This is a genomic window from Dactylosporangium sp. NPDC049525, from assembly GCF_040676755.1.
In the GTDB taxonomy this organism is placed as follows: domain Bacteria; phylum Actinomycetota; class Actinomycetes; order Mycobacteriales; family Micromonosporaceae; genus Dactylosporangium.
The window spans coordinates 140060-166033 of sequence record NZ_JBFAPO010000014.1 but is presented as its reverse complement, the minus strand read 5'-3'; the positions used below and the strand labels follow the sequence as shown (position 1 = coordinate 166033).

General features: G+C 69.6%; 16 protein-coding genes. 7 read left to right on the top strand and 9 right to left on the bottom strand.

Translation table 11 applies throughout. The features are described from left to right. The first annotated feature begins 179 nt into the window (after positions 1-179). The 5 genes from AB0K00_RS21920 to AB0K00_RS21900 all read left to right on the top strand — a co-directional run bounded on the left by AB0K00_RS21920 (position 180) and on the right by AB0K00_RS21900 (position 5775). Positions 180-2807: a nitrate- and nitrite sensing domain-containing protein gene (locus tag AB0K00_RS21920; RefSeq protein ID WP_363523335.1), complete on the top strand. Its 2628-nt coding sequence runs from the start codon at positions 180-182 to the stop codon at positions 2805-2807. Beyond that, positions 2807-3214: a roadblock/LC7 domain-containing protein gene (locus AB0K00_RS21915; RefSeq protein WP_363523334.1), complete on the top strand. Its 408-nt coding sequence runs from the start codon at positions 2807-2809 to the stop codon at positions 3212-3214. The genes AB0K00_RS21920 and AB0K00_RS21915 overlap by 1 nt, the downstream gene beginning before the upstream one ends. 39 nt (positions 3215-3253) lie before the next feature. Further along, entirely contained in the window at positions 3254-3622 is a 369-nt protein-coding gene (locus AB0K00_RS21910) for a DUF742 domain-containing protein (RefSeq protein ID WP_363523333.1), read from the top strand. Beyond that, on the top strand, positions 3603-4253 hold the full coding sequence (locus tag AB0K00_RS21905; RefSeq protein WP_363523332.1) for an ATP/GTP-binding protein: 651 nt from the start codon (positions 3603-3605) through the stop codon (positions 4251-4253). The genes AB0K00_RS21910 and AB0K00_RS21905 overlap by 20 nt, the downstream gene beginning before the upstream one ends. A gap of 118 nt (positions 4254-4371) precedes the next feature. Next, complete coding sequence (locus tag AB0K00_RS21900) at positions 4372-5775, top strand: M36 family metallopeptidase (protein ID WP_363523331.1); 1404 nt, start codon at positions 4372-4374, stop codon at positions 5773-5775. 138 nt (positions 5776-5913) lie between these two features. Here the strand turns inward: AB0K00_RS21900 and AB0K00_RS21895 are convergent, their stop codons facing one another. Then, on the bottom strand, positions 5914-8115 hold the full coding sequence (locus tag AB0K00_RS21895) for a glycoside hydrolase family 6 protein (RefSeq protein ID WP_363523330.1): 2202 nt from the start codon (positions 8113-8115) through the stop codon (positions 5914-5916). Positions 8116-8395: 280 nt separating this feature from the next. Between AB0K00_RS21895 and AB0K00_RS21890 the strand changes: the two genes are divergently transcribed. Next, positions 8396-9841, top strand: coding sequence for a serine/threonine-protein kinase (locus AB0K00_RS21890; RefSeq protein WP_363523329.1), 1446 nt, complete (start codon positions 8396-8398; stop codon positions 9839-9841). Between the two features lie 42 nt (positions 9842-9883). Here AB0K00_RS21890 and AB0K00_RS21885 read toward each other — a convergent pair whose 3' ends face one another. From AB0K00_RS21885 to AB0K00_RS21875, 3 genes are all read right to left on the bottom strand, one after another. Further along, the gene (locus AB0K00_RS21885; RefSeq protein ID WP_363523328.1) at positions 9884-10480 is read right to left on the bottom strand and encodes a hypothetical protein; all 597 of its coding nucleotides are present in this window, start codon (positions 10478-10480) and stop codon (positions 9884-9886) included. Positions 10481-11434: 954 nt separating this feature from the next. Continuing rightward, a complete protein-coding gene (locus tag AB0K00_RS21880; RefSeq protein ID WP_363523327.1) occupies positions 11435-15451 on the bottom strand; it encodes a hypothetical protein in 4017 nt (1338 codons plus the stop codon). A gap of 306 nt (positions 15452-15757) precedes the next feature. Next, positions 15758-16054 carry a hypothetical protein gene (locus tag AB0K00_RS21875; RefSeq protein ID WP_363523326.1) on the bottom strand — a complete coding sequence of 99 codons (297 nt, stop codon included), beginning with the start codon at positions 16052-16054 and terminating at the stop codon, positions 15758-15760. A 150-nt stretch (positions 16055-16204) separates the two neighbouring features. On the opposite strand from AB0K00_RS21875, the gene AB0K00_RS21870 reads away from it, so the two are divergent. Beyond that, complete coding sequence (locus tag AB0K00_RS21870; protein WP_363523325.1) at positions 16205-17284, top strand: hypothetical protein; 1080 nt, start codon at positions 16205-16207, stop codon at positions 17282-17284. 91 nt (positions 17285-17375) lie between these two features. On the opposite strand, the gene AB0K00_RS21865 is transcribed toward AB0K00_RS21870, so the two are convergent. From AB0K00_RS21865 to AB0K00_RS21845, 5 genes are all read right to left on the bottom strand, one after another. Next, entirely contained in the window at positions 17376-22700 is a 5325-nt protein-coding gene (locus tag AB0K00_RS21865) for an ATP-binding protein (RefSeq protein WP_363523324.1), read from the bottom strand. A 360-nt stretch (positions 22701-23060) separates the two neighbouring features. Continuing rightward, positions 23061-24434, bottom strand: a complete 1374-nt coding sequence (locus AB0K00_RS21860; RefSeq protein ID WP_363523323.1) for a hypothetical protein — start codon at positions 24432-24434, stop codon at positions 23061-23063. Next, positions 24431-24955, bottom strand: coding sequence for a Mov34/MPN/PAD-1 family protein (locus AB0K00_RS21855; protein WP_363523322.1), 525 nt, complete (start codon positions 24953-24955; stop codon positions 24431-24433). The genes AB0K00_RS21860 and AB0K00_RS21855 overlap by 4 nt, the downstream gene beginning before the upstream one ends. Beyond that, a complete protein-coding gene (locus AB0K00_RS21850; RefSeq protein WP_363523321.1) occupies positions 24955-25428 on the bottom strand; it encodes a hypothetical protein in 474 nt (157 codons plus the stop codon). Before AB0K00_RS21850 ends, AB0K00_RS21855 begins: the two co-directional genes overlap by 1 nt. A gap of 1 nt (position 25429) precedes the next feature. Continuing rightward, a complete protein-coding gene (locus AB0K00_RS21845; protein WP_363523320.1) occupies positions 25430-25714 on the bottom strand; it encodes a hypothetical protein in 285 nt (94 codons plus the stop codon). Positions 25715-25974: the final 260 nt, after the last annotated feature.

Here is a 25974-nt window from a genome sequence, read left to right as displayed (position 1 = left end):
GTCCGCCGCTGCATGGGGTTTCCTCAGGAATGTCGGACATGGTGGAATGCGCTGTCCTGCGCCCCCGGGCCCGCCGGGTCACCATCCTGCGCGACCGTCGATCCGCCGGACCGTCCTAGGCGACCACGAGCACGCGGAGACCTTGCATGCCCGCATCGAAGAAGCCTGCAGGTAGTAGGTTGCGCATCGGTCGGCCCCGACTGGCCAACACCAGGATCCGCGCCAAGCTCGGGCTCATCCTGCTGATCCCCATCGTGGCGATCATGACGCTGGCCGCGCTCCGGCTGAACAGCGCCGCCGGCCGCGCGGGCGACGCCAGCCGGGTGGGTGCCCTCACCCGGCTGTCGGCCGACGTGTCCGCCCTCTCCCAGCAGATCCACCTGGAACGCATGGCCGCCGCGGCGCTGCTCTCCTCCCCCGCGCCGGCGCTGGAGGCGTTCAACCGGCAGATCCTGCGCACCGACGAGGCCATCGCCGCCTACACCAAGCGCCGCGAGTCGCTCGGCGCCGTGCCCGCCGCGATCCGGGAGCGGCTGCAGCGCGTCAACGACCAGCTCGAGGCGGTCTCGGCGATCCGCGCGGAGGTCAGCAGCCGGCAGGGCGCGTCGGCCGCCGAGGTCCTGCTGCGGTACGGCGTGATCGTCGAGGACCTCGTCTCCTACCGCGAGGCCCTCGGGCAGGTGAGCACCGACCCGGACCTCGCCGACGCGCTGCGGGCGGCGGCGGCGTTCTCCAAGGCGAAGGCGCGCGTGGCGGAGCAGGAGGCGATCGTCTACACGGCGCTGAAGGCCGGCCCGCTCGACGCCCATCAGCTGTCCGCGCTGCTGGCCACGCTCACCGGCCAGCAGGAGGCGTTCGTCGCCTTCTCGCTCTCGGCGAACGTGGAGCAGCGCCGGGTCGTGGAGGCCACGATCGCCGGCGACGCGACCCAGATGGCCGACGACATGACCAGCACGCTGCAGCGGTCGGTCGGCCAGCCGCCCGGGATCTCCGCCGATGACGCCGTGTCCGTGTTCGGCGCGGTCAACGACCTCATGCGCTGGACCGAGGAGCAGCTCGACGACGGGCTCATCGCCGACGCCGCCGGGATCAGCGCCACCGTGCGCCGCCAGGTGGTCGTGGAGTCGGCCATCGTGGTGCTCGTCCTGGCGGTCGTGCTCGGCCTGGCCCTCGTCACGGCCCGCTCCATGGTCGTGTCGCTGCGCCGGCTGCGGCAGAGCGCACTCGCCGTGGCCGAGCACGACCTGCCCGCCGCGGTCAGCCAGTTCCGCGACGCCCAGACGCTGCAGGAACGATCACCTCAGGAACTCGCCGATCGGGTCCGCGACCCGATCGGGTTCCACAGCAAGGACGAGATCGGCGAGGTGGCGCGGGCCTTCAACATCGTGCACCGCGAAGCGGTCCGGGTCGCGGCCGAGCAGGCCGTGCTGCGCAACAGCGTCTCGGCCATGTTTCTCAACCTGGCGCGCCGCAGCCAGACCCTGGTCGACCGGATGATCGGCCAGCTCGACCGGATCGAGCGCGGCGAGGTGGACCCCAAGCGGCTGGCCGACCTCTTCCAGCTGGACCACCTCGCCACCCGGATGCGGCGCAACGACGAGAACGTGCTGGTGCTCGCCGGCGCCGACTCCACCCCGCCGCGCCGCCAGGACGCGCCGCTCATCGACGTGATGCGCGCCGCCCAGTCCGAGATCGAGCTGTACGAGCGGATCGAGTTCCCCGCGGTCGACGACGACGTGTTCGTGGCCGCCTCGGCCGTCAACGACACCGTCCGGCTGCTCGCCGAACTGCTGGACAACGCGACCCGGTTCTCGCCGCCGAACGCGCCGGTCGTGCTCACCGGCCGGCGCCTCGGCGACCGGGCGATCCTGCAGATCGAGGACCGCGGGCTCGGCATCGACCCGGAGTCGCTGGCCGCCTACAACGGCCGGCTCGCCCAGCCGCCACCGGTCGACATCGGCGCGTTCCGGCTGATGGGCATCGCGGTCGTCGGACGGCTCGCCTCCCGGCACAGGATCATCGTGCAGCTGCGCAACAACGCCGGCGGCGGCACCGTCGCGGAGATCGTGCTGCCGCACGGCGTCCTCGTCCTGCCACGCAACGGGCGGGCGCCGGCCGTGCCGACCCGGCGGCGGACCGCCGCGCTGCCGACCACCGCCGGCGCGCCGTACACCGGCAGCGGCGCGGCGGCGCCGGCCGGCACCACGACGATGGTGGATCCCGGTCGGGGGCAGCCACCCGAGTGGCCCGTGCCCGTGCCGGCGACCGACCCAGGGCGCAGCCGATGGGCCGACCTGGTGAGCCCGCCGCCCCAGCCGGTCTGGAACGCGGCCGTGGCCGCCGAGGACACCACGGAGCTGCCGATATTCCGCGAGATCGAAACGGCGTGGTTCCACGAGCGTGGCCACAGCGTGCTGCAGGGGCCACCGTCGGCCACCAGACCCGCATCGGCCGCACCGGCCGCGGCGCCGGCACCGCCGTCCGCGGCCCGGCGGCCGGCCGGCGCCGGGGCCGCCGCCCCGGGACGCGGCGACTGGCGCAGCGTGGCCGACGACGGCTGGCGCGCCGCGTCCGCGGCGCAGCATCCGCCGCTCGCCGGCAGCACCCGGTCCGGCCTGCCCAAACGCGCACCGCAGGCCCAGCTCGTGCCGGGCGGCGTGCCCGCCCGGCCGACCAAGCTCAACCGGCCCAGCGCCGAGGAACTGCGCGGTCTGCTCTCCTCGTACCAGCGGGGTGTCCAACGTGGACGGCAGGCGGGCGGGGCGAACCCGGACCATGCGGCACAGGCAACCGAGGAGAATCGCTGATGACCGGATCCGGCGCGTTGGAAAGCATGAGCTGGCTGCTCGACAGCTTCGCCCAGCAACTCAGCGGGATCGCCCACGTCATCGTGGTGTCCTCCGACGGGCTGTTACTGGCCGCCACGGGTGACCTCCCGCCGGAGCGGGCCGAGCAGCTCGCCTCGGTCACGGCCGGGCTGGTCAGCCTCACCTACGGCACGGCGCGGCACTTCGAGGGCGGCAACGTGCAGCAGACCATCGTCCACATGGAGGCCGGGTACCTGATCCTCATGTCGATCAGCGACGGCTCCTCGCTCGTGGTGCTCGCGGCCCGGCAGTGCGACGTGGGCCATGTCGGCTACGAGATGGCCCTGCTCGTCGAGCGCGTCGGCAAGTCACTGGTGTCACCTCCCCGCGAGGCGGCGGCCCGGTAAGGAAGGCAGGCGGGCGGGCGGCTGAGGGCGGAGGCGGCAATGGATCAGTACGGCGAGGAGGACCCGCGCGGGAATCTCGTTCGCCCGTACGCGGTGACCCGCGGCCGGACCGAGCCCACCCGGGAGATCGCCATCGAGGCGGTGATGCTGACCATGCAACGGGGCGTGGAGGAGAGCCGGTACGCCGGACGGGACCGGCATCTCATCGCCACCCTCTGCAACGGCCGCGCGCAGTCACTGGCCGAGATCGCCGTGCACCTGCGGGTGCCGCTCGGCATCGCCCGGGTACTCGTCGCCGACATGATCACCGAAGGGATCCTGACCCTCTACGAGCCGCTCGACGCGGGCGACACAGAGGAGCGGATCAACGTACTGGAAAGGGTTCTCGTTGGACTCCGCAGCCTCTGACCGGCTCCACCCGAACGCGAGCCGGGTCACCGCCGCGAAGATCGTCATCGCCGGCGGCTTCGGCGCCGGCAAGACCACCCTCGTCGGCGCGATCTCGGAGATCACCCCACTGACCACCGAGGCCGTCATGACCGCGGCCGGCGTGCACGTCGACGACACCAGCGCCGTGCCGGCGAAGAACACCACGACGGTCGCGATGGACTTCGGCCGCATCACGATCGCCCGCGACCTGATCCTGTACCTGTTCGGCACCCCCGGGCAGACCCGCTTCTGGTTCATGTGGGACGAGCTGATCCGTGGCGCGCTGGGCGCGGTGGTCATCGTTGACACCCGCCGGGTCCAGGACAGCTTCACCGCCATCGACTTCTTCGAGCACCGCGACCTGCCCTACCTGGCCGCGGTCAACTGCTTCGACGGCGCCCCGCAGTACGACGTCGACGAGGTCCGTGAGGCTCTGGCTATCGCTGATCACGTGCCGCTGGTCCTCATCGACGCCCGCTCCCGCGAATCGGTGAAACAGCTCCTGATCACCGTCGTCGAGCACGCATTGTCGGTGCTGACCGCCGGCTCACCCCGTACGACGGCGGACTCGGGCGGGGTATCAGCCGGCGTGTCGGCCGGCAGGAAATAGTCCGGTTTTCCCGCAGTGCCCACCGTGCTGGAGCATGCCGCACCGGCGCCCCTCGACGAGGCCCTCGCAGGGCATCAAGACATGCAGATCCTTCACGGCCCAGTCCTACGATGTCGTGATGTATCGACGGGCGAACGGATGGACGGCCTCGCTGGTCGGCGGGGTGCTGCTGGCCGCGACGGCGGGGAACGCAGCGCACGCGGCGCCGGTGGCGGTGCCGGCCGAGCTCATGCAGATTCAGGTCCGGCAGTCGCTGCTGGGCACACACACGTGGTATCAGCAGCTGTACCACGGCCTGCCGGTCCTCGGCGGCTTCTACGCCACGCACAGCGATGCCCGGACCGGCGAGGTCATCGTGCAGGACGGGCGGCTCGCGGTGACCGGGCTGAAGACCGAGGTGCCCGCGGTCACCGCCGACCGGGCGCGAACGGCGGTATCCGGGCGGCTCGCCGGGCCGGCGGCCCGCTCCGAGCTCGTCGTGGTGCCCGGCGCGACCGCGACGCTGGCCTGGACGGTCGTGACCAGGACCGACCATGGTTCCGTCCTCACGGTGCTCGATGCCGGCAGCGGCGCCACGCTGCAGGAGCAGAAGCTGGTCAAAGAGGCCGACGGCACCGGCCGGGTCTTCGATCCCAACCCGGTGGTCGCGCTGCAGAACGAGTCGCTGAAGGACCGCCAGGACGCCGACTACCCGGCCCTGCAAGCGGCGTACAAGACGGTGACGCTGACGCACCTCAACCCGCAGACCACCACCCTGCAGGGCGCCTACGCCTTCAACATCAGCACGAACCCGGTCGTCTCGCAGCAGCGGATCTTCATCTACAACCGCGCCCAGCGTGGCTTCGAGCAGGTCATGGGCTACCACGGCATCACGTCGGCCCAGGAGTACATCCACAACCTTGGCTTCAACGACGTCAACAACGAGCCACAGAAGTACGCCACCACGGGCCTGACCGACGACAACTCGTTCTACGATCCCGACACCGACGGCATCACCTTCGGCACCGGCGGCGTCGACGACGCCGAGGACAACGAGGTCATCTGGCACGAATACGGCCACGCGATCCAGGACGACCAGGTGCCGGGCTTCGGCGAGAAGCTCGAGGCCGGCTCGATCGGCGAGGGCTTCGGCGACTACTGGGCCTTCACCATGTCGCAGGCCACCAGCCCGGACACCGCGCGCACGCCGCTGGCCTGCATCGCCGACTGGGACGCGACCTCCTACACCGACGACGAGCCGCACTGCCTGCGCCGCGTCGACGGCTCGAAGATGTACCCGGCCGACCTCGAGGGCGAGGTGCACGCCGACGGCGAGATCTGGTCACGGGCGCTGTTCGACATCAACGCGGCGCTCGGCCGGACGAAGGCCAACAAGGTCATCCTCGAGGCCCAGTTCGGGTTCGCCCCCAACACGAAGATGCCGGCCGCGGCACGTGAGACGGTCCGGACGGCGAAGGCCCTCTACGGCACGGCGGCGGCGAACCAGGTCCGCGCGGCGTTCCAGGCGCGCGGGATTCTCTGAGGTCTGAGACTCCCGGACCCCGGCAGGCGTGCTGCCGGGGTCCGGGAGTGACGAGCTATGGGATGTTCGCCATGGCGTACGAACGGCCATGGGCGAGGCCCGGGGATGGTCTCGCCTACGGCGAGGTGGTCATCCTTTTCAGCTCAGCGTCGGGTACGCGTTGCGCATCAGTTCCTGGAACTGCGCCGGGAACCAGTTCCCGGAAAGCGGCGCCTTGGGCAGAGCACCGGTCAGGTTGTTGCCGTTGCCGGCGTTACCGGTGTACTTCGGGTCGCACATCTGGTCGAGGCCCTTGCCCTGCCCGTTCGGGGTCGCCTCGCTGGCACCGTCGGACTCGCCCGGCGGCTTGATCCAAACGTAGGCGTCGATGCCCTCGGCTGGGGCGGCCTTCGGACGCTCGCCGATGCCGGCGCCGCTCTGGTTGCACCAGTTGCCGGCTTGGATACGGCGGTCGACACGGGACTCGTTGACGAACGTGTTGACGTCGGTTGAGGTGCTGGGGCCGGTCGGCCGGTTGGGGCCGCCCCACCCGTTGCGGGACGTGTCAATGAGCATGCCGATGCTGGGGCTGAAGCCGTTCGCAATGAGCTTGTTCCGGAACGCCTGCGCGAACGTCAGCTCGTCGACGTAGTCGTTCCAGTCGACCCACTTGGACTGCCGGACCGAGGTCCCGTTGACGGTGGTGTCGATTTTGACGTATGGCTCGGTCAGCGCCGAGTAGTTCGCCGTGTCGGTGATGAAGCCGTCCACGGTGGCAAGGCCGCCCGTGGCGGACTTGGCCACGGTGGCGAAGAGGTCGGCAGCCCGTCCGAAGTTGCTCGAATGGCCGATCCAGCCGTGGTGCGCGGCGTCGATGTAGTTGTAGACGTTCGCGATCGGGTGGAACTTGCCCAGGGCGTACGAGACGCCCTTCTGGTAGTTGCCGTTCTGCTGCATCGTCTGGCACGTGGCGGTGGCACTGGCGCCACTGGTGTTGGTGACCATGTTCGGCAGCGAGTCGACCTCGATGATGTTGATGATCCGCAGGTTGCGGTACTTGGGGTCGGCCTGGATCGCCGCGATCGGGTCGATGTAATCGGTCTGGTAGCGGTCGATCTCCGCCGGACCCAGCTCACCGTTGGAGGCCAGCGCGGCGCAGTCACGGCCGGGCAGGTTGTAGATGACGAACTGGATGTAGCCCGCGCGCTGCGCCAGCGCGGCGTCGAGGTGCGCCCGCACGCCCATGCCGCCGTTGACGCCCTTGATCGCCGCGATCCGGTCCAGCCACACGCCGGTCGGGTTGTTGGAGATGCGGCTGCCACCGGGCTCGGCGTCGGCCTTCGCTTTCCACTCTGGGTTGACGTAGCCCTTGGCGCCCACGTACGGGTTGTCGACGTGCGTTCCGGGCGAAGGTGGACTGGTGGAAGGCGGGGTCGTCGGGGGTGCGGTTGCCTGGGGTGCAGTCGTGGAAGGTGCAGTCGTGGAAGGTGCAGTCGTGGAGGGTGCAGTCGTGGAGGGTGCGGTCGTGGAGGGTGCGGTCGTGGAGGGTGCGGTCGTGGGGGATGGAGGAGATACGGGTGGCGTCGAACCGCTGCCACCGCCACCGTTGACGCTGGCGGCAAATGAGTTGATGGCGAGACCCGTGCCGCCCACCCACGGCTCGAACCCGGCCTGAATGCTTGTCAGGTACCACGAGTCGGTGACCTTGCTACGGGTCTTCGTGTCGTTGACGAAGTCCAGGACGCTGAAGTCCCAGCTGTTGATCGGCGACGGCGCGACGTACGAGATCACGTCGTTGGAGCCGTTGTTGCCGGTCCAGACCTCCCACGCACGGCCGCCGACGGTTGCGGACGCGACCTTTGAGCCGACCGGGTGGACCGGGCCACTGTGGTTGAACCAGATCATGAGCTCCTGCTGGTTTGCCCCGTCTTTTTTGGGCGTCGGGTCCAGCCAGATGTCGTATGAGGCGTTGTAGACGCCGCTGTTCGGGTACGAGAAGTTGGCGCTGCTCGTCGCGCTGCTGATCTGGCTGACCTGCATGGGCAGGTTCGTGCCGGGGGAGCAGTTGTTGTAGTGGCAGCCGGAGTAGATCGCGGTGTACGACGCCGGCGCGCCATTCGTCTGCTTGTGGTGGTCTGCGGTGACCGCGAATCCGTGGTCAGTCACGTTGATGCATTGCGCGGTGTCGGCGCCCCAGCGGTTGTTCATGACGATGTACTGGTCATGGATGGTCGTCGAGCCGTACTTGTCACAGAGCTGGGTGTCCGCCTGAGCTGCCCCACCACCGGTGACGGCGACGGCGCCGAACGAGGTTGCGAGGATCACGCCGACGTTCGCCAGCATGCGGAGTGGACCTGCCAATTGCTCCTCCTTGGTGCGATGAGCTCTCGGGAGCGCTCCCATGGGCGGAGGTTATGGCAGTTTTTGCGGGTTTGGATAGTCAAAGATGCGGCTTCGTTACCTGATGCACAGGTTGGAGATAGTACGAGCGTCATAAAGGTATTCATATAAGGCAAATCGGACACGACTCGTTATGGACTCAGGACCGGCTCCGGCAACGGTGACCACGACGACCAGGTGATGGCGGATGCCCTGACAGGCGGCGACGCCGTGGCCGCATGAGCCGGGCACACTGGTGTCCATGTCGCCGTTGGCTTCTGGGGTACGCCTCCACGATCGGTTCACGCTGCGCGACCGTATCGGGGTAGGCGGTATGTCCCAGGTCTGGCGGGCCGAGGACGAGGTCCTGGGCCGCCAGGTGGCGGTGAAGGTGCTCACCACCCCGCTGGCCGCCGACCCGTTGCTGCGCGCCGCAACCTGGACCGAGGCGCGCGCCGCGGCCCGCCTGGCCCATCCTCACGTGACCCAGGTGTACGACTACGGTGAGGCGGCGCTGCCCAGCGGCGCAGTGGTGGCGTACCTGGTGATGGAACTCGTCGAGGGGCAGAGCCTCGCGGATCGGCTGCGGTTCGGGCCACTGCCTTGGCAGCAGGCGACCATCATGGCCGCTCAGGTCGCCGCGGCGCTGGCCGCCGCCCACCGCATCGGTGTAGTACATCGCGACATCAAGCCCGGCAACGTGATGCTGACCCACATGGGCGCCAAGATCCTCGACTTCGGCATCGCCGCGTTGAGCGGCGGCGAACCGGACGGCGACGGCGGCCGGCTGGTCGGCACCCCGACATACGCGGCACCCGAGCGGCTCCGGCCCGGCGCGGCATTGCCCGAGAGTGACGTCTACGCCTTGGGTGTACTGCTGTACGAGGCGCTGACCGGGCACCCGCCCGTCAGGATCGCCACCTGGCAGGAGGCGGCCGCGGCGCACCGGACCGGACCGCCGGTTCCGCCACCGCAGGTGCCGGGGCTGCCACACGAGGTGCGCCGGCTGTGTATGGACTGCATGTCCCCCGACCCCGCCCAACGGCCCAGCGCCGAAGCCGTGGCACAGGATCTGGCCGCGGCCGCCGGCCAGCCGCCGCAGGTCACGACCGCCCTGCCGATCCTCGTTGCCGATCCACCGCCGGCCACGCACACCGCACGCGCTGGATACGCCGTCGGATCGGCACCACTGCCACACCCACCTACCATGATCGAATCCCGATCGGCGGTACTTGCCGAGGAGCCGGACGTCCCCGCTGCGCGGCGCATGTCGCGGCCGCTGCTGGGCGGGCTGATCGGCACGGTGGTGGTGCTGGTGCTCGCGCTGACCGTCGTTACCACGATGCTGCTGTCCCGCCCCGCGGACAGGACCGCCCAGCCGGGCGCGCCGACCCAGACCAGCCCGCCGCCGTCCCTGTCCCCGTCCGCGGCCGCGTCACCCGCCCCTTCCGCCACCACCCCGCAGGCCATCGTGAACCGACTCGACGTTGTCATCGCCGACGCTCTCGCCGACGGCAGGATCGACTCCGACGCCGCGGACAAGCTGCGCGACAAGCTCAGAGACCTACGCCAGAACATCGGCCGCAGCAAGGAACGTAGGGCGGCCCAGGACCTGCAGCGGCGGATCAACGACATGCGCGACGACAGGGACCTCGACGAACAGACCGCCGACACCCTCACGGCCCTGCTGCGCCCGCTCCTGGACTGAGCACTCCGCTTCTCCTGGGCCTTCTCCTGGGCCGTCGCCGGCTCACCAGCCGTAGGGGGCGTCGCTCGCCGAGGTGCCGCGGCGCGAGGTTGCGTAAGGCTCAGGGCTCGTGGCGTACCGGACGGACAATTCGGGCTCGGTGTCCTGCTGTGGAGTGTTCAGGCCGAGCCCGTCGATGCCGACCGGACGGTCCTCAGCGGCTGTCTCGGGCGCCCCGTCGCGGGCGGGCCGTGGCCAGCGACGCCACCGCTGCATGCTGGTCGCCCCGACCAGCAGCAGCACGCCGAGCACCATCGCCGTGCCGGTCCGGATCGGCGCGGCCAGGTCGATGTGCCGACCCGCGACATGCAGGTCGTCGGTGAACACGCGCAGCACAGCCGACGGCGAGACGAGCAGCATCGTGTCGCTGAAGATGTACACGATGCCGATCGCCATTGCACCCAGCGGGGAGAACCGCAGGGTGCCGAGCACGCCCAGGAGCAGTCCGGCCGCCGCCAGTACCAGCAACGGCCGCGCGAACTCCGCGGGCTGCAGGTCTCCAGAGAACGCCGCGACGGACCGCTGCTGACCGATCGCCAACAGCACCCAGGCGAGCGGGGCGACGACGATCGCGGTGATCAGGGTTCCAAGATGCCGCACGGCAGATTCTCCTCAGGTCGACATACTTCGCATCCTTCAGAAGAGCGGATTACTGGCACAAGACGTCACACCCTTCGCCCTGGCACGGAGGCGAGATTGAGCACCCAGCACCTTGAATGTCTCGTGGCACAGCGGCCGGACGTGACGCAAATGACCAGGACGAGGCCATCGCTCGACTGAACCGGCGCCGGGGGCGGAGGCAGCTGACGCACCCCTCGATATCGCGACGAGTGCTCGGCGAAACGAGCCAGCCAGGGTCACGACGAACCAACCGGGCATACCGGACGGACCAAGCCGGTCACAACGCCGGTTGCGTGATCGGTCGACAGTCCCACCAGCCCGAACGCCCACGGCCACGCCGAGCGGGGATGTGCCGACGCAGGTCAACGTGGGCGTCGGTAGACCGCTCATCGCGCCCTCGTAGCCCAGGGATAGAGCAACGGTTTCCTAATTGGCCTCCGTGATGGTCCCGCAGGGCCGTGTCGTGCGCATTCGTGACCGTGGCGGCGGGTTTCGCCCTCGCGACCGACCGCTGTGCGATCGGCGGGGACGCATAGTTATGTACCGAATTGCGTTGAACTGCGCGAGGTCGAGGCCGAAGCGGCGCGGCTACGCGAGCAACTCGACGACCTCGAAAATGGGCGGTCGGAGCCGCGCCTCGGCTGAGCTCATCCGCAGTCAGTGAATGCCCTCCGAGCGACGGCGACGACAAGGAGCGGCGTTCACCGACGCGCAGTGTGGACGCTTACGGCGTTCCTCTGGCATCGGCTCACGGAATTCCTCCAGAGGACGACGAGCGGAGACCCGGGCGGGGCCGCCACTCGCGCGCTGGAGCGTCCGCTGTGACCTTGCTCCGCTGGCTCCTGGCGGCGTCTCAGGTCAACTGGCAGACGGCAAGGGATGTTGACACTGGGCACCCAGTCCTAAGGGTATGTTTACGCCACCGATGCTTTGTTAGCGATAGGAAGCTGGTCGAAGTACCTCCTCGGCTACCGCAAGCAGCGCATCGGGGGAGGCCACCGCCAGCGCCTCGAGCGCGACCGTCCAGGTCCCGACGGTGAGCGCCTCGGCAATGAGGCTCCGGCCTCGCTGGGTTCCAACTTTGGCGGCAAGCCCCACCAGCGCCTCCGCACGGACGTCGGTTAGTTCGACGCAACGAGCGATCGCTTCGGCCCGCCCGAGCCGCCCCGCCCGTGCCAAAGCGCCAGCCAAGGCCGCCAGCGCCTCCGAACGCTCCTCCGCAAAATCGATGTTGAGCGCACACATCAAGGCCGCATCCACGCGCGCGTTGTTGCCACTATCGGCCTCCGCGACGGCCGTCAGCCCGCCGGCGCGTTCCCACCCCGTCGGGATCTGGTGCGCGATCTGCTCAGCCACGTCGACATCGCCTGTGGCCACGGCCGCGCGCACGACTTGTCCCAGCGCCATGGACTGGTAGTTCCGGTCTGGGATCTGCTCGGCCAGCTTCCATGCGTGGTCGATACGGCCGCAATCCGCGACGACGCAGACCATGTCGACTAGCTCATCCTGCCGGTTCGAATAGTCGTCTTCAGCATCCGAGTCCATGTTCAGCGCCGCGCGGGCGGCGCTGAACATGTCGTCGACCTCGGCCGCATCGCTGGCGACGTGCCGCATTTGCTCGACCCACCATCCACGCGGACGTGCTCCCTGCAATGCGTCTGGGTCCTCGGAATGCACTTCCGGGATGGGATGCTCCTGGCCTGCGTCTGACTGCGCCGGGTCGGGTCGGGCGGTGGGATCGGGGACGTTCATAGCGCCTTCGTCAAGGCCCCCTCCCTCGGCGTCACGTCCGTCCGCGGAGCGTGCGCCCGCCAGCCGTTCGGCCTCGTCGGCCAACGCGGCAGCTCTGCCGGTGTTCCCGGCCGACAGCAGGTGCTCCGCAAGCGTATGCATCATCGCCACCCGCTCGTCGATGTCGTCGATAGACTGCACGACCTGCTCGGCCTGTTCATAGCGGTGGGCGTCGACAAGCCCGTCGACGAGTTGCCATCCTGCCGCCGCCTGGAATAGACCGGTCATTCCTTTGAGCAGGGCTTCCGCGTCATCGAACCGGGCCTGTGCGATCAGTGATGCGATGAGCCGTCCTAGCGGCAGCGGTTCGGTGTCGGCCTCAGTGCCAGGGCTGTGGTCGGCAAGCATCCGTCGGATGGTCGCGACTGCGGTCATTGCCCTCTCAGGGTGACCGGCCTTGAAGAGCACCCAAGCGAGGGTCGCGATCGCGTCGACTTGGGGCTCGGCGGGGCGGCCGTGGGCGGCGTGGGCGACGGCCAGCGTGACCCGGCTGGCTCGGTCATGCTCGCCGGCGGCCGTCATCGTCCGCGCGAGCGTGGTTAGGGATGCGAGCTGCTGTTGTTCGCTGGGGGCGCCGCGGGCCAGCGCCTCAGCATGCTCGAAGTCTCCCGTGCGGGCAACAGCCTCGACCAGAGCGTTCCACGCACGCTCGCCGGACCGAAGGAACTGCATCGTACGACGCAGAACCGGCTCGGCCCGCGCAACCTCACCGACAAGGGCCAGGTGGATCCCGAGTGCTAGCAGAGCTTGATGGCGCGGTCTCTCGTCGCTGATCTGCCTTACTGCTGCTTCAGCCTCGTTGAATTGCCTCGCCCGTGCCAGCGCCCCAACCACTTCCGGCATCGTCCAATCGCGGTGCGGCTGGTCGATCATCCCCGCACACGTTTCTGCCCCTCGTGCATGGTCGGCCGCACGCTGGTCGTCGCCAGCGTCACAGGCGGCATCCACCAGCCCGATAAATGCTTTCGTGCGGTGGTACGGATCTGTCACGTCGTGCAAAAACACTTCAGCCCGGCTCAGGTCGCCACCTGCTGCAGCAATCCGGACCAACATCATCCGCGCCCACTGACGCAGCTCATCGTCAGAGCGTTCGGCGATCGCCGTGCAATGGTCGACCAGCGCCGCGACCCAGTCGGCATCGCCGGCACGGGCAGAGACGCTCGCCAGCCTTGGCAGCAGTTCCGTGTAGGCCCGCATTGACAACCGAACCTCATCGGCGACGGTCATGGCCTGCTCGTAGTCACCGGATTCAGCTACCGCTACCGCAACGTCAGCTAGTGCGAGCCTTCGCAATTCCCCGTTGGGAATGGCTTCCGCAGCGTTCCGCGCGTCGGCGATCCAGGAGTTCGCCTGGGCGGACTCCTCAGCGTCGGCGGCGACCTGAGCGAGGTCGAGGAAGGCCCGAGCGCGGACGAACGGGTTGGTGATGTCAGCAGCGACCCGATGAGACTCATCGTAGTCGCCGTCCTCCGCGACGGCTTCTGCCAGCAGGCTCAGCGCCTCGGAGCGATGGCCAGCCAGCTCGCCAATACCACGGGCAAGGGCCTCTGCACGGTCACGGCGGCCCAGGTATACCCAGACGGCCGGCAGCATCGGCGGGATCGTCTCGTTACGGATCGCCAGCCGGTGCCGATGCACAGCGAGTCGCCCCAGCGCTGCAAGATCCACGGGATCGAGCCGGAGGGCGAGTTCCTGCCCGGCGGTAATCTCCGCGAGCGCTGGTCCGTCGCCGCCGCTGAGGGCGGCGATCCGGAGATGACGTTGCTGGTCCGTGGCGCAGGCCAGCACGCGGCGAAGGTCACCGGTCGCGCTGACCATCCGGAAATAGCCGTCCAGCACGTACTCAGGGGTGGTATCCGGCCAACCCGCCTGCCGGTACGTCTCGGTCCAGGCGTGCAGTTGGTCACGACACTCGGATACCCGCCATTCGCCGAGGAACAGTTCTGCCTGCCGTTGCAGCTCCTTGTGGCCCAGGGCGTACACGTCGACGTCACGTCGCCATCGACCGTCGTACCGGAGGAATACTCTGGAGGTCACCGACCGCAGGTGCTCCTCGATGACCCACATGTCTGTGTCAGTCAGATCGGCAAGGTCCGCGGCGCTGAGTCCGCCTCCGGCCACGGTGATCAGACCGAGGAGGTGCTGTTGCACCGAGCTGCCTTTGAGCCATTTCTTCAGGTCACGTTCGGCGTCATGGCGGATGGCCTGGGCCGCTGGTGACGGTGGAAGGTCACGCACGACGCCGACATCGCGGAGCGGATGATGGTCGGGCACGTCCGCGGGCAGCGGTGGATGAGGGCGCCCGGTGACGATGATCCGCATTCCTGCCGCCGGCCGGGCCGGTAGGAGTCCGGCGATGCTGTATACCTCCGGGTCGGTGGTGACGCCGCTGTCCTCGTCGAGGCCGTCGACGACCAGGATCAGTCGCTCACCTCGGCGCTGGCAGTCTTCAGCTGTGTCGGCGAGCATCCGCTGCAGGTAGTGCTCCCGGTTCGCCGCGCGAAGGTCCGTGCGCAGTGGCACCCGCAGTAGGGCGGACAGTTGCTCCAGCAGGACGTCGACGAACGCGCTCCGGTCGCTCTGCCCGGGCTCGCGGCCGGTGACGAAGAACGAGACCAGTTGCACCCCGGCCGGTGGCTGCAGCACGAACCGCATCATTAGCGCGGACTTGCCGGCCCACGCCGGCGCACGTAACCACCGATATGGCGCTTCGTCGGCGGCAGTGCAGTACGCGGCGAGGTCGGCGAGGTCCGCATCTCGGTCCACCAATGTTGGCGGTGCGACCTGACGTAGCCGTTCGAGGTACGCCGAGCGCGCTACGGTGCGGCGTGGGCGGGCGCCGGGGGTCTGACCTCGATTGGCGTGTTTGTACGCACTCGCCCGCTGGTGCAGCTCGAGCCACCAGCCGATCCCACGTCGGGGATGGACGCTGGGATCTACCCGCCGCTCCAGATGTTCGACGAGGAATTTGACGACCTTCGGGTCCTTGGGCACGGTCTTGCCGCTCATCCAGTCAGACCAGCTCTGGTGGGTCAGCTTGACCGGTGGTTGCTGCTGGCGGCCCAGACTGATCAGCGAGGCGGGCTTGGGTGCGCCGGCCGCCCGGTGCAGCTGCCCCAGATGCAGCGCGAACTGCCGATCCGGTGGGTTGTCGGTCACTGTGGCGCCCGCTGGCGGCCGGACCCGGTTCCGGTCCGGATGCCATCCGGAACAGTCGACACCCGCCGCGAACTGCGCATTTGCGTACCGTAGCGGCTCGGGGCATCGCCGGAAAGCCGCCTGAGGAGGACAACTGGAGGCCGGCCCACGCGGCCGGTCCACCATTCCTTACGAGGCAGGAGAACTAATGTCGACCCCCGAGCCGGACAAAATCAGTGTCAGGTTGCGTGTCGTGCTGGCCGCCGTTCAGGGTGCGGTTGCCGGCGCCATACGGGCCGCCATGGCCTGGGCTCTTGATCACGTTCGCTAGTTCACGGTCGTCGTCTGCCCGTTGACCTGCGGCACCATCCTGGCCCTGATCTGCGGCAGCTCAAATTGGTTGGCAGAGACCGGGTGAACGATCTGCCACGGAATCTCAGGGCAGATTGCGGCGTTGCCGGAGGCGAAGAGGCTTGCATTGCCGCCCGGCGCCGCGGATACGGCCCGAGCCATGCACGGCGTCACGTGCGACCGGCCGATGATCAGCTTCGTCGTTGGATCGAGGACGGATGGTCCGTCGCGGCGATCGCACAGCAGTGCGGTGTGGTTGAGTCCACGGCGCACCGGTGGCTGGGCCGCGCCGGTATCACTCGCCCGACCGACCGCTCTCGCGTCAGCGATGCGAAGAGGCCGGCAGACGCTGAGCTGTGGCAGATGTACCGCGTCGAACGGCTAAATCTGGCACAAATCGCGGCGCGATGCAGGGTGAGTAAGGTGACGGTGCACCGTTGGGTCAATGAGGCGCAGATCCCGATGCGCGGCCCAAGCAAGAAGGGCCGCCCGCCGCGTCCATCGGTTGCACTGCTGAGGAGAATGTATGTTACGGATGGCCTGGCGATCGAGGACGTCGCAGTCGCGGCCAGGGTGAGCGCGAGGACCGCGCGACGCTGGCTCGTCGAGGCGGGTATCGACATCCGACCGCCAGCACCCCAGCCGGGCCACGGCGGGCTTGCGCGGCCACCCGCGGCCCGGCTGTGCCGGTGGTACGTCGAGGAGTTGATGACGACGGACGAGATCGCGAGCCGTTGCGGTCTCGCGTCGACGTCCACCATTGTGCGATGGCTTCGGGAAGCGGGTGTGACGCTTCGCCCACCCGGACGCAGCGTGCAGGCACGTGGGCTGCGAACGCCCACCGCCGAGGAGCTCAGACGGCTCGTGTGGCAGGAGCATCGGCCCTACCGGGAGATCGCTCTCATGTACAGGTGCGACCCGAGCGCTGTCACCTACTGGCTGAACAAGTACGGCATTCCACGGCCCACGACATGGGAGACGATCCGCGCTGGCGCAACGCCCGATATGCCGACACCGGACATACTTCGAGCCCGCTACGCGGCAGGAGAATCACTCAGGGCGATCGCCGACGACTACACGGTCAGCTGGCAAACCATCCGCGAACTCACCATCGCCTCTGGTATCGAGCTACGACCTACCGGCTGGTACTTCGGCCCGCCGATCAACTGCGCCGACGGCCACACGGTTCGGTCCACCTATGAGAAACGCGTTGACGACTGGCTGTCAGCCCGCGGTCTCGCCCACGAGATCGAGCCGGCCGTACCGTTCGCGAGCAGGTGGCGTGCCGACTTCAAAGTAGGCGAGACCTACATCGAGGTATGGGGCATGGCCGGTTCGGCAACGTACGACGAAAGAAAGCGTGCGAAGATCAACTGGTATCGAGAGCACGGTGTTGCACTTCTGGAGATCCCACGATGGCTGTTTGACCGGCGCAGTCGACACCAGCTCGAACGGCGCCTCACGACCCTCATCACCCCGGAGTCCTCAACACCGTCTCCTTGAGTCGACCATCCGTCGAACGTCGTTGTGGGTCGAGACCGGTATCGCGGGCGCGCGAGAGATGGCTTGCGGTGTCGACCTCGTGTCCGCGCGGTCATTCGAACCGGTACCGCAGGCGCAGGCCCTGGCCGACGAACGTGTAGAGGCCGCGGGATTGCTCGTGGAAGGGGTTGCGCAGCACGTACAGCCGGCGGTGTTCGTTGAGCACGTTTGTGATGACGATGAGGCGCCACTGCTCGTTCTTGGCGTTGCGCTGCGCGGCCCGCACCTGGGTCTCGCCGAGCTCGATCTGCCCGCCGTCGAGACGGCTCGTCTTGATCTCGTAGAGGTAGGTAAGCCTCTGGGCCGGCACCGCGAAGTCCCAGCCCAGGCTGTCGTCGCCGGGTTCGGTGAACATCTCCTGGCGGTACTCGGAGACCCAGCACGCTGGCGTGAAATCCGTGCCGTGGACGTGCTGGAGCCATTGGTAGGCGAGCCACTCGCCGGCGAAGCCGACGGCGGTCCGCTGCTGGTCGGTCATTCCCCGATCGCCTGGGCCGCTGGCCGAGCCACCGCCCCCGGACCCGCCTCCGGGGCGGTCGGCAACGGGAATGAGTGTCGTGTGCCGGCGCGGCGCGTCGAGGAACGCCGGCGTCCGGCCCAGCGAGGCATCGAGCGCGGCGGCGAACTGGGCGAGCCCGTCGTCGAGGTCGAACGGCTGGTCGTCCACGACGACCGTGCGTCGCTGGCGGGCCGCCTCCGCCCGGCGGCGTTGCTCCTCGGACCGCTGGGCGTCCAGGTCCGCGGGCGACAGGTCCAGGGCCGCCGGGTCGTCCGTGGCCGGCATGTCCGCGGGCCATAGGCCAAGCTTTCCCAGCCAGGCGAGCGCATCGGCCAGCGACAGCGGGGCGAAGTCCAGGGCGCCGCAGCCGTCGAGGGCCTCGAGCACGGCTCGCCCAGCCGACTCGGGGTCGGCCCAGGGCGTGGCGATCGATCGCCCGCGGGCGGTCAGCCAGGCCCGCACCAGCTGGGTCAGCCGCCCGACGTTCGATACGACGAGATCCTTGTTGTGTTTGGCGCACTCGTCGACGCCGCGCAGCGGGTCGCCAGCCGTCGGCGGCGGTGCGCCGAGCAGGCGGGCGAGTTCGGCCTCGATGCGCCGCTCCACGAGGTCCGCCGACAGCTCATCCAGGGTGGTGCCCCAGACGGGGTCCGGCGTCAACGCCTTGGTGTCCCGGGTGACCGTCCAGTCCTGCTGGGGCTTGAAGCCCGCGAACAAGTGCCAGCGGGCCCAGCGGATCCGGTCGAGTATCCGGCCCCGCCCGGCCCGCACATGATCGGCGAAGTCGTCGGCGTGCTGCGGGCTGTAGTCGATCGCCGGGTACCGACCGCCTAGCGTCGCAAGGGTCTCATTCATGGCTTTGAGTGGTATCCGCAGTGCCCGGCGGAGCTGGTCGACGGAGGACGCGTTCAGCCCCGCGTCGAGGAGTTCGCCAGGCGGGCACGGCAGGCGGTCGGCCAGGCGCGCGACGGCGTCGCGGGCCTCTGCTTCGCTGGTGATCGTGGTCGATTCGGGGTCGAACACCGCCGCCGCTCCCGCTCCGGCGTAGTGCGCGACGACCGGATGGAGCCGGGTCAGCAGCGGCGTGAGGGCCGTCTCTATGCGGCGGGCGGTCGTGCGCACGTCCACGGGGCTGACGCCGCAGGCGATTGCGAGATCGTCGTCGTCGAGCGCGCCGAGCGGCACGCCGGCGGCCCGTAGCCGGGCGGCGGCGAGGCGCAGCGCGTCGGTGGAGTGTGGCCGCCCGACCAGGTAGAGCAGGGGCTCGGCGAGAAGCTCGACCGCCTGCCAGGTAAGCGGCCCGGCGGGGCCTTCGATGACGAGGCTCGGCCGGTCGGGGTGCGGGATAGGCAGGACGCCGTACAGCCTTTCGGGCAGCGGGCGGATGTCGTCGCCGATGCGGACCTCGACGCGGCCGGCGTGGATCACGCGTACGCGGCCGAGGGCGTCGAGGGTCTCGTCGAAGGCGCGCTGGCCACCGCGGTCGAACGAGCCCCGGCGGAACTCGAGCAGGGTCGCGACCAGGACGGGCAGTTGCGGAACAAGGTCGACGAGCGTCTCCGAGGGATACGCCGCGCCGCTGTCGAACGGCGCGCCGTCGACCAGGACGGCCGGCGCCACGTCGGCCGCGGCGACGACCTGTGCGCCGAGCCGCTGGCGCAGCAGCGCGACGACCTTCTCGACGTTCGCGTCGATCGTGAGTAGGGGCCGACGGAAGTCGGCGAGCAGCCGGAGGAGGCTCCTGTCGTCCACGGCGGAGGCGACGACGAGTGGCAGCGGCTCCGCACCGCCGCCCGCGGGTTCGACGATCAGCGGCGTGGCGACTCCGCCGACGTCGGCGACCAGGTAGGAACGCGTTGCGGCCGGGAACGGCATCTGCCCGGAGGTCGTGCACGCCACCCAGGCCGCGCGGTACATCGCCTGGAACTGCGGACCGTGCACGTCGGCGACGACGTCGCTGGCCGCCAGGTGACCGAGGTGGCGGACGAGCCGTGCCGCGTCGGGATCGGAGCCCCACACACCTACGCCCAGGCCGCGCAGCTGCGCGACGCCGACGGGATGGTCGTCGAGCAGTTCCCGCATATTCCTGGTGAGCAGTGGGGCGAAGCGCGGCGGGCCGTTCTCGCTGCGGTCGGTGCGCACCGGGAAGGTCCAGCACTGACCGGGTCGCACAAGCTCGCTGCCCGACAGCCCCGGCCGCTGAACGGGCAGCCACGCCGTATCGGTCAGAAAGGCGTGCAGCGGCGTCGGCACGGCGACGTAATCCTTGTTGTACTGGCGGTCCTTCTCCCAGACCGTGGCGAGCGTGTCCTTTCCCCATGGTCCCTTGAGGGCGATGAGGATCTGCCGGGCCAGTGCGCCGCGCACGCGGCCGGTCAGGCGTTCCCAGTCACCCTGGCCGGGCAGCCAGAACAGCGGCGACCGCGCCCTGTATGGCGTGTAGGGGGCCGTCGCCGCAGACCCCGTCGGCAGGCTGCGCAGCCACGCAGTGTTTACGGCCTCCGGCAGGCCGACCTGGCCGAGCCGCCACCGGATCAGCTCCTGTCCCATGACCAGCCGCTCGTCCCTGACGCTGGCAAGCGCAATGACGTCGCGGACGCCGATCTCACGCAGGAAACGGGTCCACAACTTGCGGTCGCCCGATGTCCCCATCACCGCATCGGGCGGCGCGAGGAGCCGCCCACCGAGGGCGTGCAGCTCGGGCGAGCGGTCCTCAGGCGTGCCGCCAATCGTGGACAGGTCGTCGCCGTTGGTGTCGGGCGGCCACCCGGCGGAGAAGTAGCACGACCTGGCTGCGGTCCAGCCGCCGCCGGCCGTCGGCACGCGCAGGCCGAGACCCTTGAGGTCGACCTTGCCGAACCCGCCGGCGCGGGTCAGGTTGAACGCCAGATGCAATGCGTCGCGGGCAACCCCAACCGAACGGGTCCGGCCGAGTTCGCCACGCACATGGTCGAGGATGCTGCGCATGTCGAAGCGGCGCACCAGGTTGTTGCTCTGCAAGAAGCGCCTGGCCGGCGTCTGTTGGCGGTTGACGTACCACGTGAGGTCACGGTGTACGTAGAACACCCGGCGGGACAGGCTCCGGGGAAGGTCGAGGTCGGCGTCGGGGTCGATCTCGTCCTCGTCGTCGACGCGCTGCCTCGCCGGCAGGAAAAACGGCGTCGCCGCAGCAGCGGCGGCCGGGTCATTCATGCGCGGCGCCGCAGCGCACGGCCGGAGCTCCCACTCGTCGGTCAGCAGGAGATTCCGCCCGCGAAGGGCGTCGGCGGTCCGGGCGAACAGGATCGCGAGGTCGGTGTAGGCCGCCTCCCAGTCGCGGATCGGCCGCTGTTCGGCGGCCATCGCCGCCATCATGGCCTCCACCCAGTCGGCGAGCCGTTCAGGCCCTGGGTCCGGATCGAGGTCCAGGGCGGTCATCAGCGCGGCGAGCCGGTCCCACCGCCCGAGTGGCAACGCCGGAAGGAACCGCACGCCGCACGCGGCCCGGGCACGCTCCGAGGTGAGCACGGTGGTGTCGGCCGACGGCCACTGCCACACATCCTGCAGCGTCGTCCAGACCTGCAGGTCCTGGGTCGGCACGACTGGCCGCTCGGCGAGGGTGGCGCCGGTGCTCACGGCTTCGGCGGCGAGGACCGGCAGGTAGCCCTCGGCCCAGGTCAGCAGGTCGAGCACGTCGGCCGCCGCCGACGGGTCATCTGAGCGCGTCAGCGCCGCCGCAGCGTCGAGGCACAGTTGGGCGACCTCGCACAGCAGTAGGGCGTTCAGCGGGTGGTCGAGCGGGATGTCCGTACGCGCGAAGTTGGTGAAGAACGGGGCGTTGAGGTGTCCCGCGAGCGGCGACGGCGCTTTGGCCCCCATCGGCAGGTAGGTGTAGCAGCGGCCGGTGTCGGCGTCGGCGGTCCCGCGGGGCAGAGCGACGGACACCGACACCGGCGCCGTCCAGTCTCCCCAGCGCTTGTCGAGCCGGTCCGTGGCGATCGCGTCGCGCACGACATCCTGCACCGCGTTAGGGTCGACGTGCCGCTCGAACACCAGGAACCGGCCCTCACCGCCCAGATCCACGACGTGGCCGTCGAACCCCTCGCCGAGTCCCAGGGAAGGGCCGCGGTCCCGCGCAAGGACGAGCACGGTGCTCACGCCGCCGGACTCCTTGCGGACCTCGACCCGCCGCAGACGGTCCAGGAACAGCATCACCGGTACGTCCGACGACTCGATGTCGGCGATGCCCGCCCGTACGACGTCCGCCGCGTCGGCCCGGTGCAGTGGCAGCCGCACCACCGTCGCGGCGCCCTCCGCCCAGAGCCCGGCCACGCGCGCCGGGACACGCTCGACCGGCACCGTGACGTTGTACAGCGACAGCTCGTCGAGCACCTGCGCCTCGCGCACCGGGTCGCCGTCAACGAGCGCCGGGATGTCCTGCGGGGTGGCAAAGCGGAAGCAGAAGCCGGGCGAGCCGTCGGGCAGCGTGCTGTAGATCTCCGGGGCGGTGCAGACCTGGAGCACGCTTTTGAAGCCGACGCCCTTGTTGCCGATGCCCTCGCCGACTCGCTTGTCGCTCAGCCCGAGGCTGCCGATGCGGCGGACGTCGAGGGCGTCGAAGCCCCGGCCGGTGTTCGCGGCGTAGAGCGTGCCGTGGTCGCCCTCGTCCTCGGCCAGGACGATGGTGACCCGCCCGGGTTCGCCGTCCCGCGGCTCGCGGTCGTAGGCGTTCTGGATGAGCTCGAACAGGAACCGGCCGCTGTACTCGCGCTGGGTCTGCTCGATCATGCTCTTGACGCTCGGGGCGAAGTCAGCGAACTCGCGTATGTCGAGGTGCGCCCACACGATCCCCCGGGCACGCGCACACAGCCAGGCGTCCGCTTCCTGACGCGAGGACACCTCGGCCATCCCTCACCCCTCCGCCGCCGTTCCAACGCCCCAAGCAGTATTTCGAGGCGCGGGTCCGGCTGATACTCCGGGGGCACCTCAGCGGCGCCCTTCGAGATCTAGATCATCTTCTTGGACAGCGACTTCTCGCGCGTCACCAGGTCCAGGATCAGGGCCACGGCCATGCCCAAAGGCCAGCTGACGTTGCTGTCGACGTCCAATTTGACCCCAACTGCCGACAGCCTTCATGTATGCGGGTCCGGCGGGTCGGCGCGCCCCGGCGGTCGATGCCACTCGTTGGTGCAAGCTGTGCGTGCGGCTTCGTCGACACGGCGTTGGAAGGGTGGACGGCGCGCATAGGCCCTATGGTCGTCACGACGGGTCTACGTCGAGGTGATCCCACCGGCGTGGCCGCACAGTGTGCACGGCGCGCCGCACCGCGGCTGGCAGCTGGTGCGTGCAGCTTTCGCGCGGCGGGTGTTGTCGTGGTTGCAACAATGGCGAGGCCAGGGTGAGGTCGAACTGCCAGTGGTTGAACCGGCCGGCCAGTGCCGCTGTGGCCGGCATGTCGGCGAGCGCGGCGGCCAGAAGGAGTCCGGCGGCTGCGGACAGGAACGGCAGGGCGGCGTCCGGGCTGTCCGGCTGGTCGGGGACCGCCGGGCCGGTGGAGCACGCCATCTGCGGTGTGGTGCTGTCCGGTAGCCGGCAGGCGGGGCAGTCGTCACGGTCGGGCAGGTGGCGGTGCAGCTCTGCGGTCCAGTTCGCCGAGGTCGTGGCGTGCAGCAGGAGCGGCTCCCCGCGTTGGGTGACTACCGCGCGGACGCCTCGACCGTTGGCCAGGGTCAGCACGACATCGTGGCGTTGTTCGTCGTGGTCCGGTTGCCACTGGTCGTACCACTGGTCGTGGGCGTGCCCGTTGACTGCCCAGGCCGTGGCGTGGGCCTTGGTCTGCGGCGTGTTGGTCGGCTCGCCGTCGGGCCAGCCGGCGTGCGCAGCGGTCATGGTCATGCACCGGTTGGTGTTGTGCAGCTCGACGATGTCGGCGTCGACGAAGTCCCATCCGGCGCCGACGGTGCCGACATGCCGGGCCCAGTACGCGAGGGCGGAGGCGACGGCGCCGGCTCCGATGACCAGCACGGCGCCGACGTCGATCGGGCCCGTGTGGTCGCGGGTACCTGCCTGATCGTCGGCGGCGAGTTCGACTGGGTTGAACCGGGTGCCGCGGATCGGCTGATCGTGGGCGGCGCGAAACAGGGCGGTGGCACCGAGTACGGCTGCGGTGGCCGCTCCGAACACGGATGTCGGGTCCCAGATACCGGCGGTGTAGGAGGTGGTGAGCTGTCCGCGTCCGCCCGCCCAGCCGAGGTGGAGTTCAAGATCCTCTGGTACCTCACGGCCAAGGCCGATGGTGATGGCGCCGTCCCTGTCCGTCGCCCCGGGGTCGGTGGTGAGGTCGATGACCGGGTTGATGGCCCGGGCGGTAGCCGCGGCGGCGGTGCCCAGGTCGGCGGCTGGCACGAGACCCGGCGCCAGGAGGGCTGCCGTCGGGACGCGCAGGTGGACGCGGCGATGGACTCGGGTGGCGAGGTTGACTAGGGCGAGGAGTGCCGTCTGCCCCGCCCGGGTGCTGGCGACGTCGGAACCGACGATGATGCACACCGGGCGTTCCAGCGCGTCGTCGTGCCCGCCGTACTGGCGGGTGCGTCGATCCCGCTCGGTGTAGAAGGTGTCGCGGCGGCCGGTCACCGCAGTGCTCCGATCCCGACAACGGCCGGCACCACCACGAGGGTATCGCTGGTGATGTGCACCCAGCGGTGCTGCTGGTACTGATGCAGTCCGGCTCCGTGTGCCGGCAGGATGCTGCCCTGGCCGTAGTCGGCGACAACGAGGGAGAACATGCCGTCGTAGGGCATCAGTACGAGCTGGTCGTCGCCGTCGGAGTGGCGGGTGTCGGTGCCGGGATGGCTGTGGACCTGCGCGACGAGTCCGAGACCGGCGGCCCGGGCCGCGCGGGAGGTGGCCGCGACCGCCTGCTCGGCGACGAACACGCCGGCGCGGCGGTGCTCGGTCGGCGGGGCCACGACGGCGACGACGACGGTGTCGGCGCCGATGTTGCGGCCGAGCCAGAAGACCAGGCCCTCGTGGGAGCGATGCTCACCACTGCTGGCCTGCAACGCCGCCCGGGTGGGGGCGAGGACCTGCTCGGCGACAAGCAGCCGCCCCATGGCCGGTCCGGTCGGCAGCGTCGTACGGCGGTAGACGGTCATCAACTCATCCCCGGGCTCATCGACAGGTGCAGGTAGATCTGGCTGAGCATGTCGGCGATCGTGTCGGCCTTGGTGTAGCCCTCGCCGGCGGACTTCCAGTTCGTCAGGGCACCCCAGTCGCCGTGCGGGCCGCTGTGCTCGGCGTACGCGAGCCGGTTCCACGGCGCGCAGATGACCCGGTTCGAGTGGAAGATCGAACCGGTCACCACGCCACTGCTGCCGGCCTGCGGGAACGGCGCCGACGGCCCGCCGGCGGGGTCGGCGAAGCGCCACGCAGGCGGCACCGCCGGATATCCGGACAGGTCCGCGGTGATCCGCACCGACTTACCGGTGACCGGATGTACCGCGTCGAGGACGAGCATCGGCTGGGCGTCCTCGATGCAGACGGTCCAGCCTGGGCGGCGAGCCGCCCAGGCATGCACTGCCGGCAGTTCGGCGGTGATCACGGCGGACGTGACGACCGTGGGGATCACGTCAGACCCCGCCGCCGACGTCGACCAGGTGCAGCACGTCCCCGTCACGCACATGCGCGCCGGCGAGAGTCTTGGCCCGGTCGAGCACCACCTGCTCGTCGGTCGCCAGCGACGGATTGCCGCCCTGGTAGCCGAACGCGGCGGCGACCTGCTGCGCGGCCTCGCCGACGGTGTCGTTGCGCCGGAACGTGAACGACTTCGGGTCCGGCGAACGCGGCGCGAACACCGTCACCGTGATGTGCGGGCCGCCCGGGTGCGGCTTGTCGGTCTCGACCTCAGCGGTCATCGGCTTCTCCTCGTGTCACAGTTGGTTGGCGCCCTGAGGGGCGTGTGCGCTGGTGATGCCCCGGTTCGGGCACTCCGGCGCCGGTGCTTCGCCCTGGTGTGACGGCGCACCGCACCGACTTGTCCGGCCCTGTTCCGAAATCGGCTCTCTCTCCCGCGCCGCTGCCCTGCGTCGGGGCGACGACGCGAGAGAGCCAGGCGCACCACGGCATGGGGCAGCCATGGTGAAACCCGTTCGGGATCGTGCCGCCTCGACGCGAG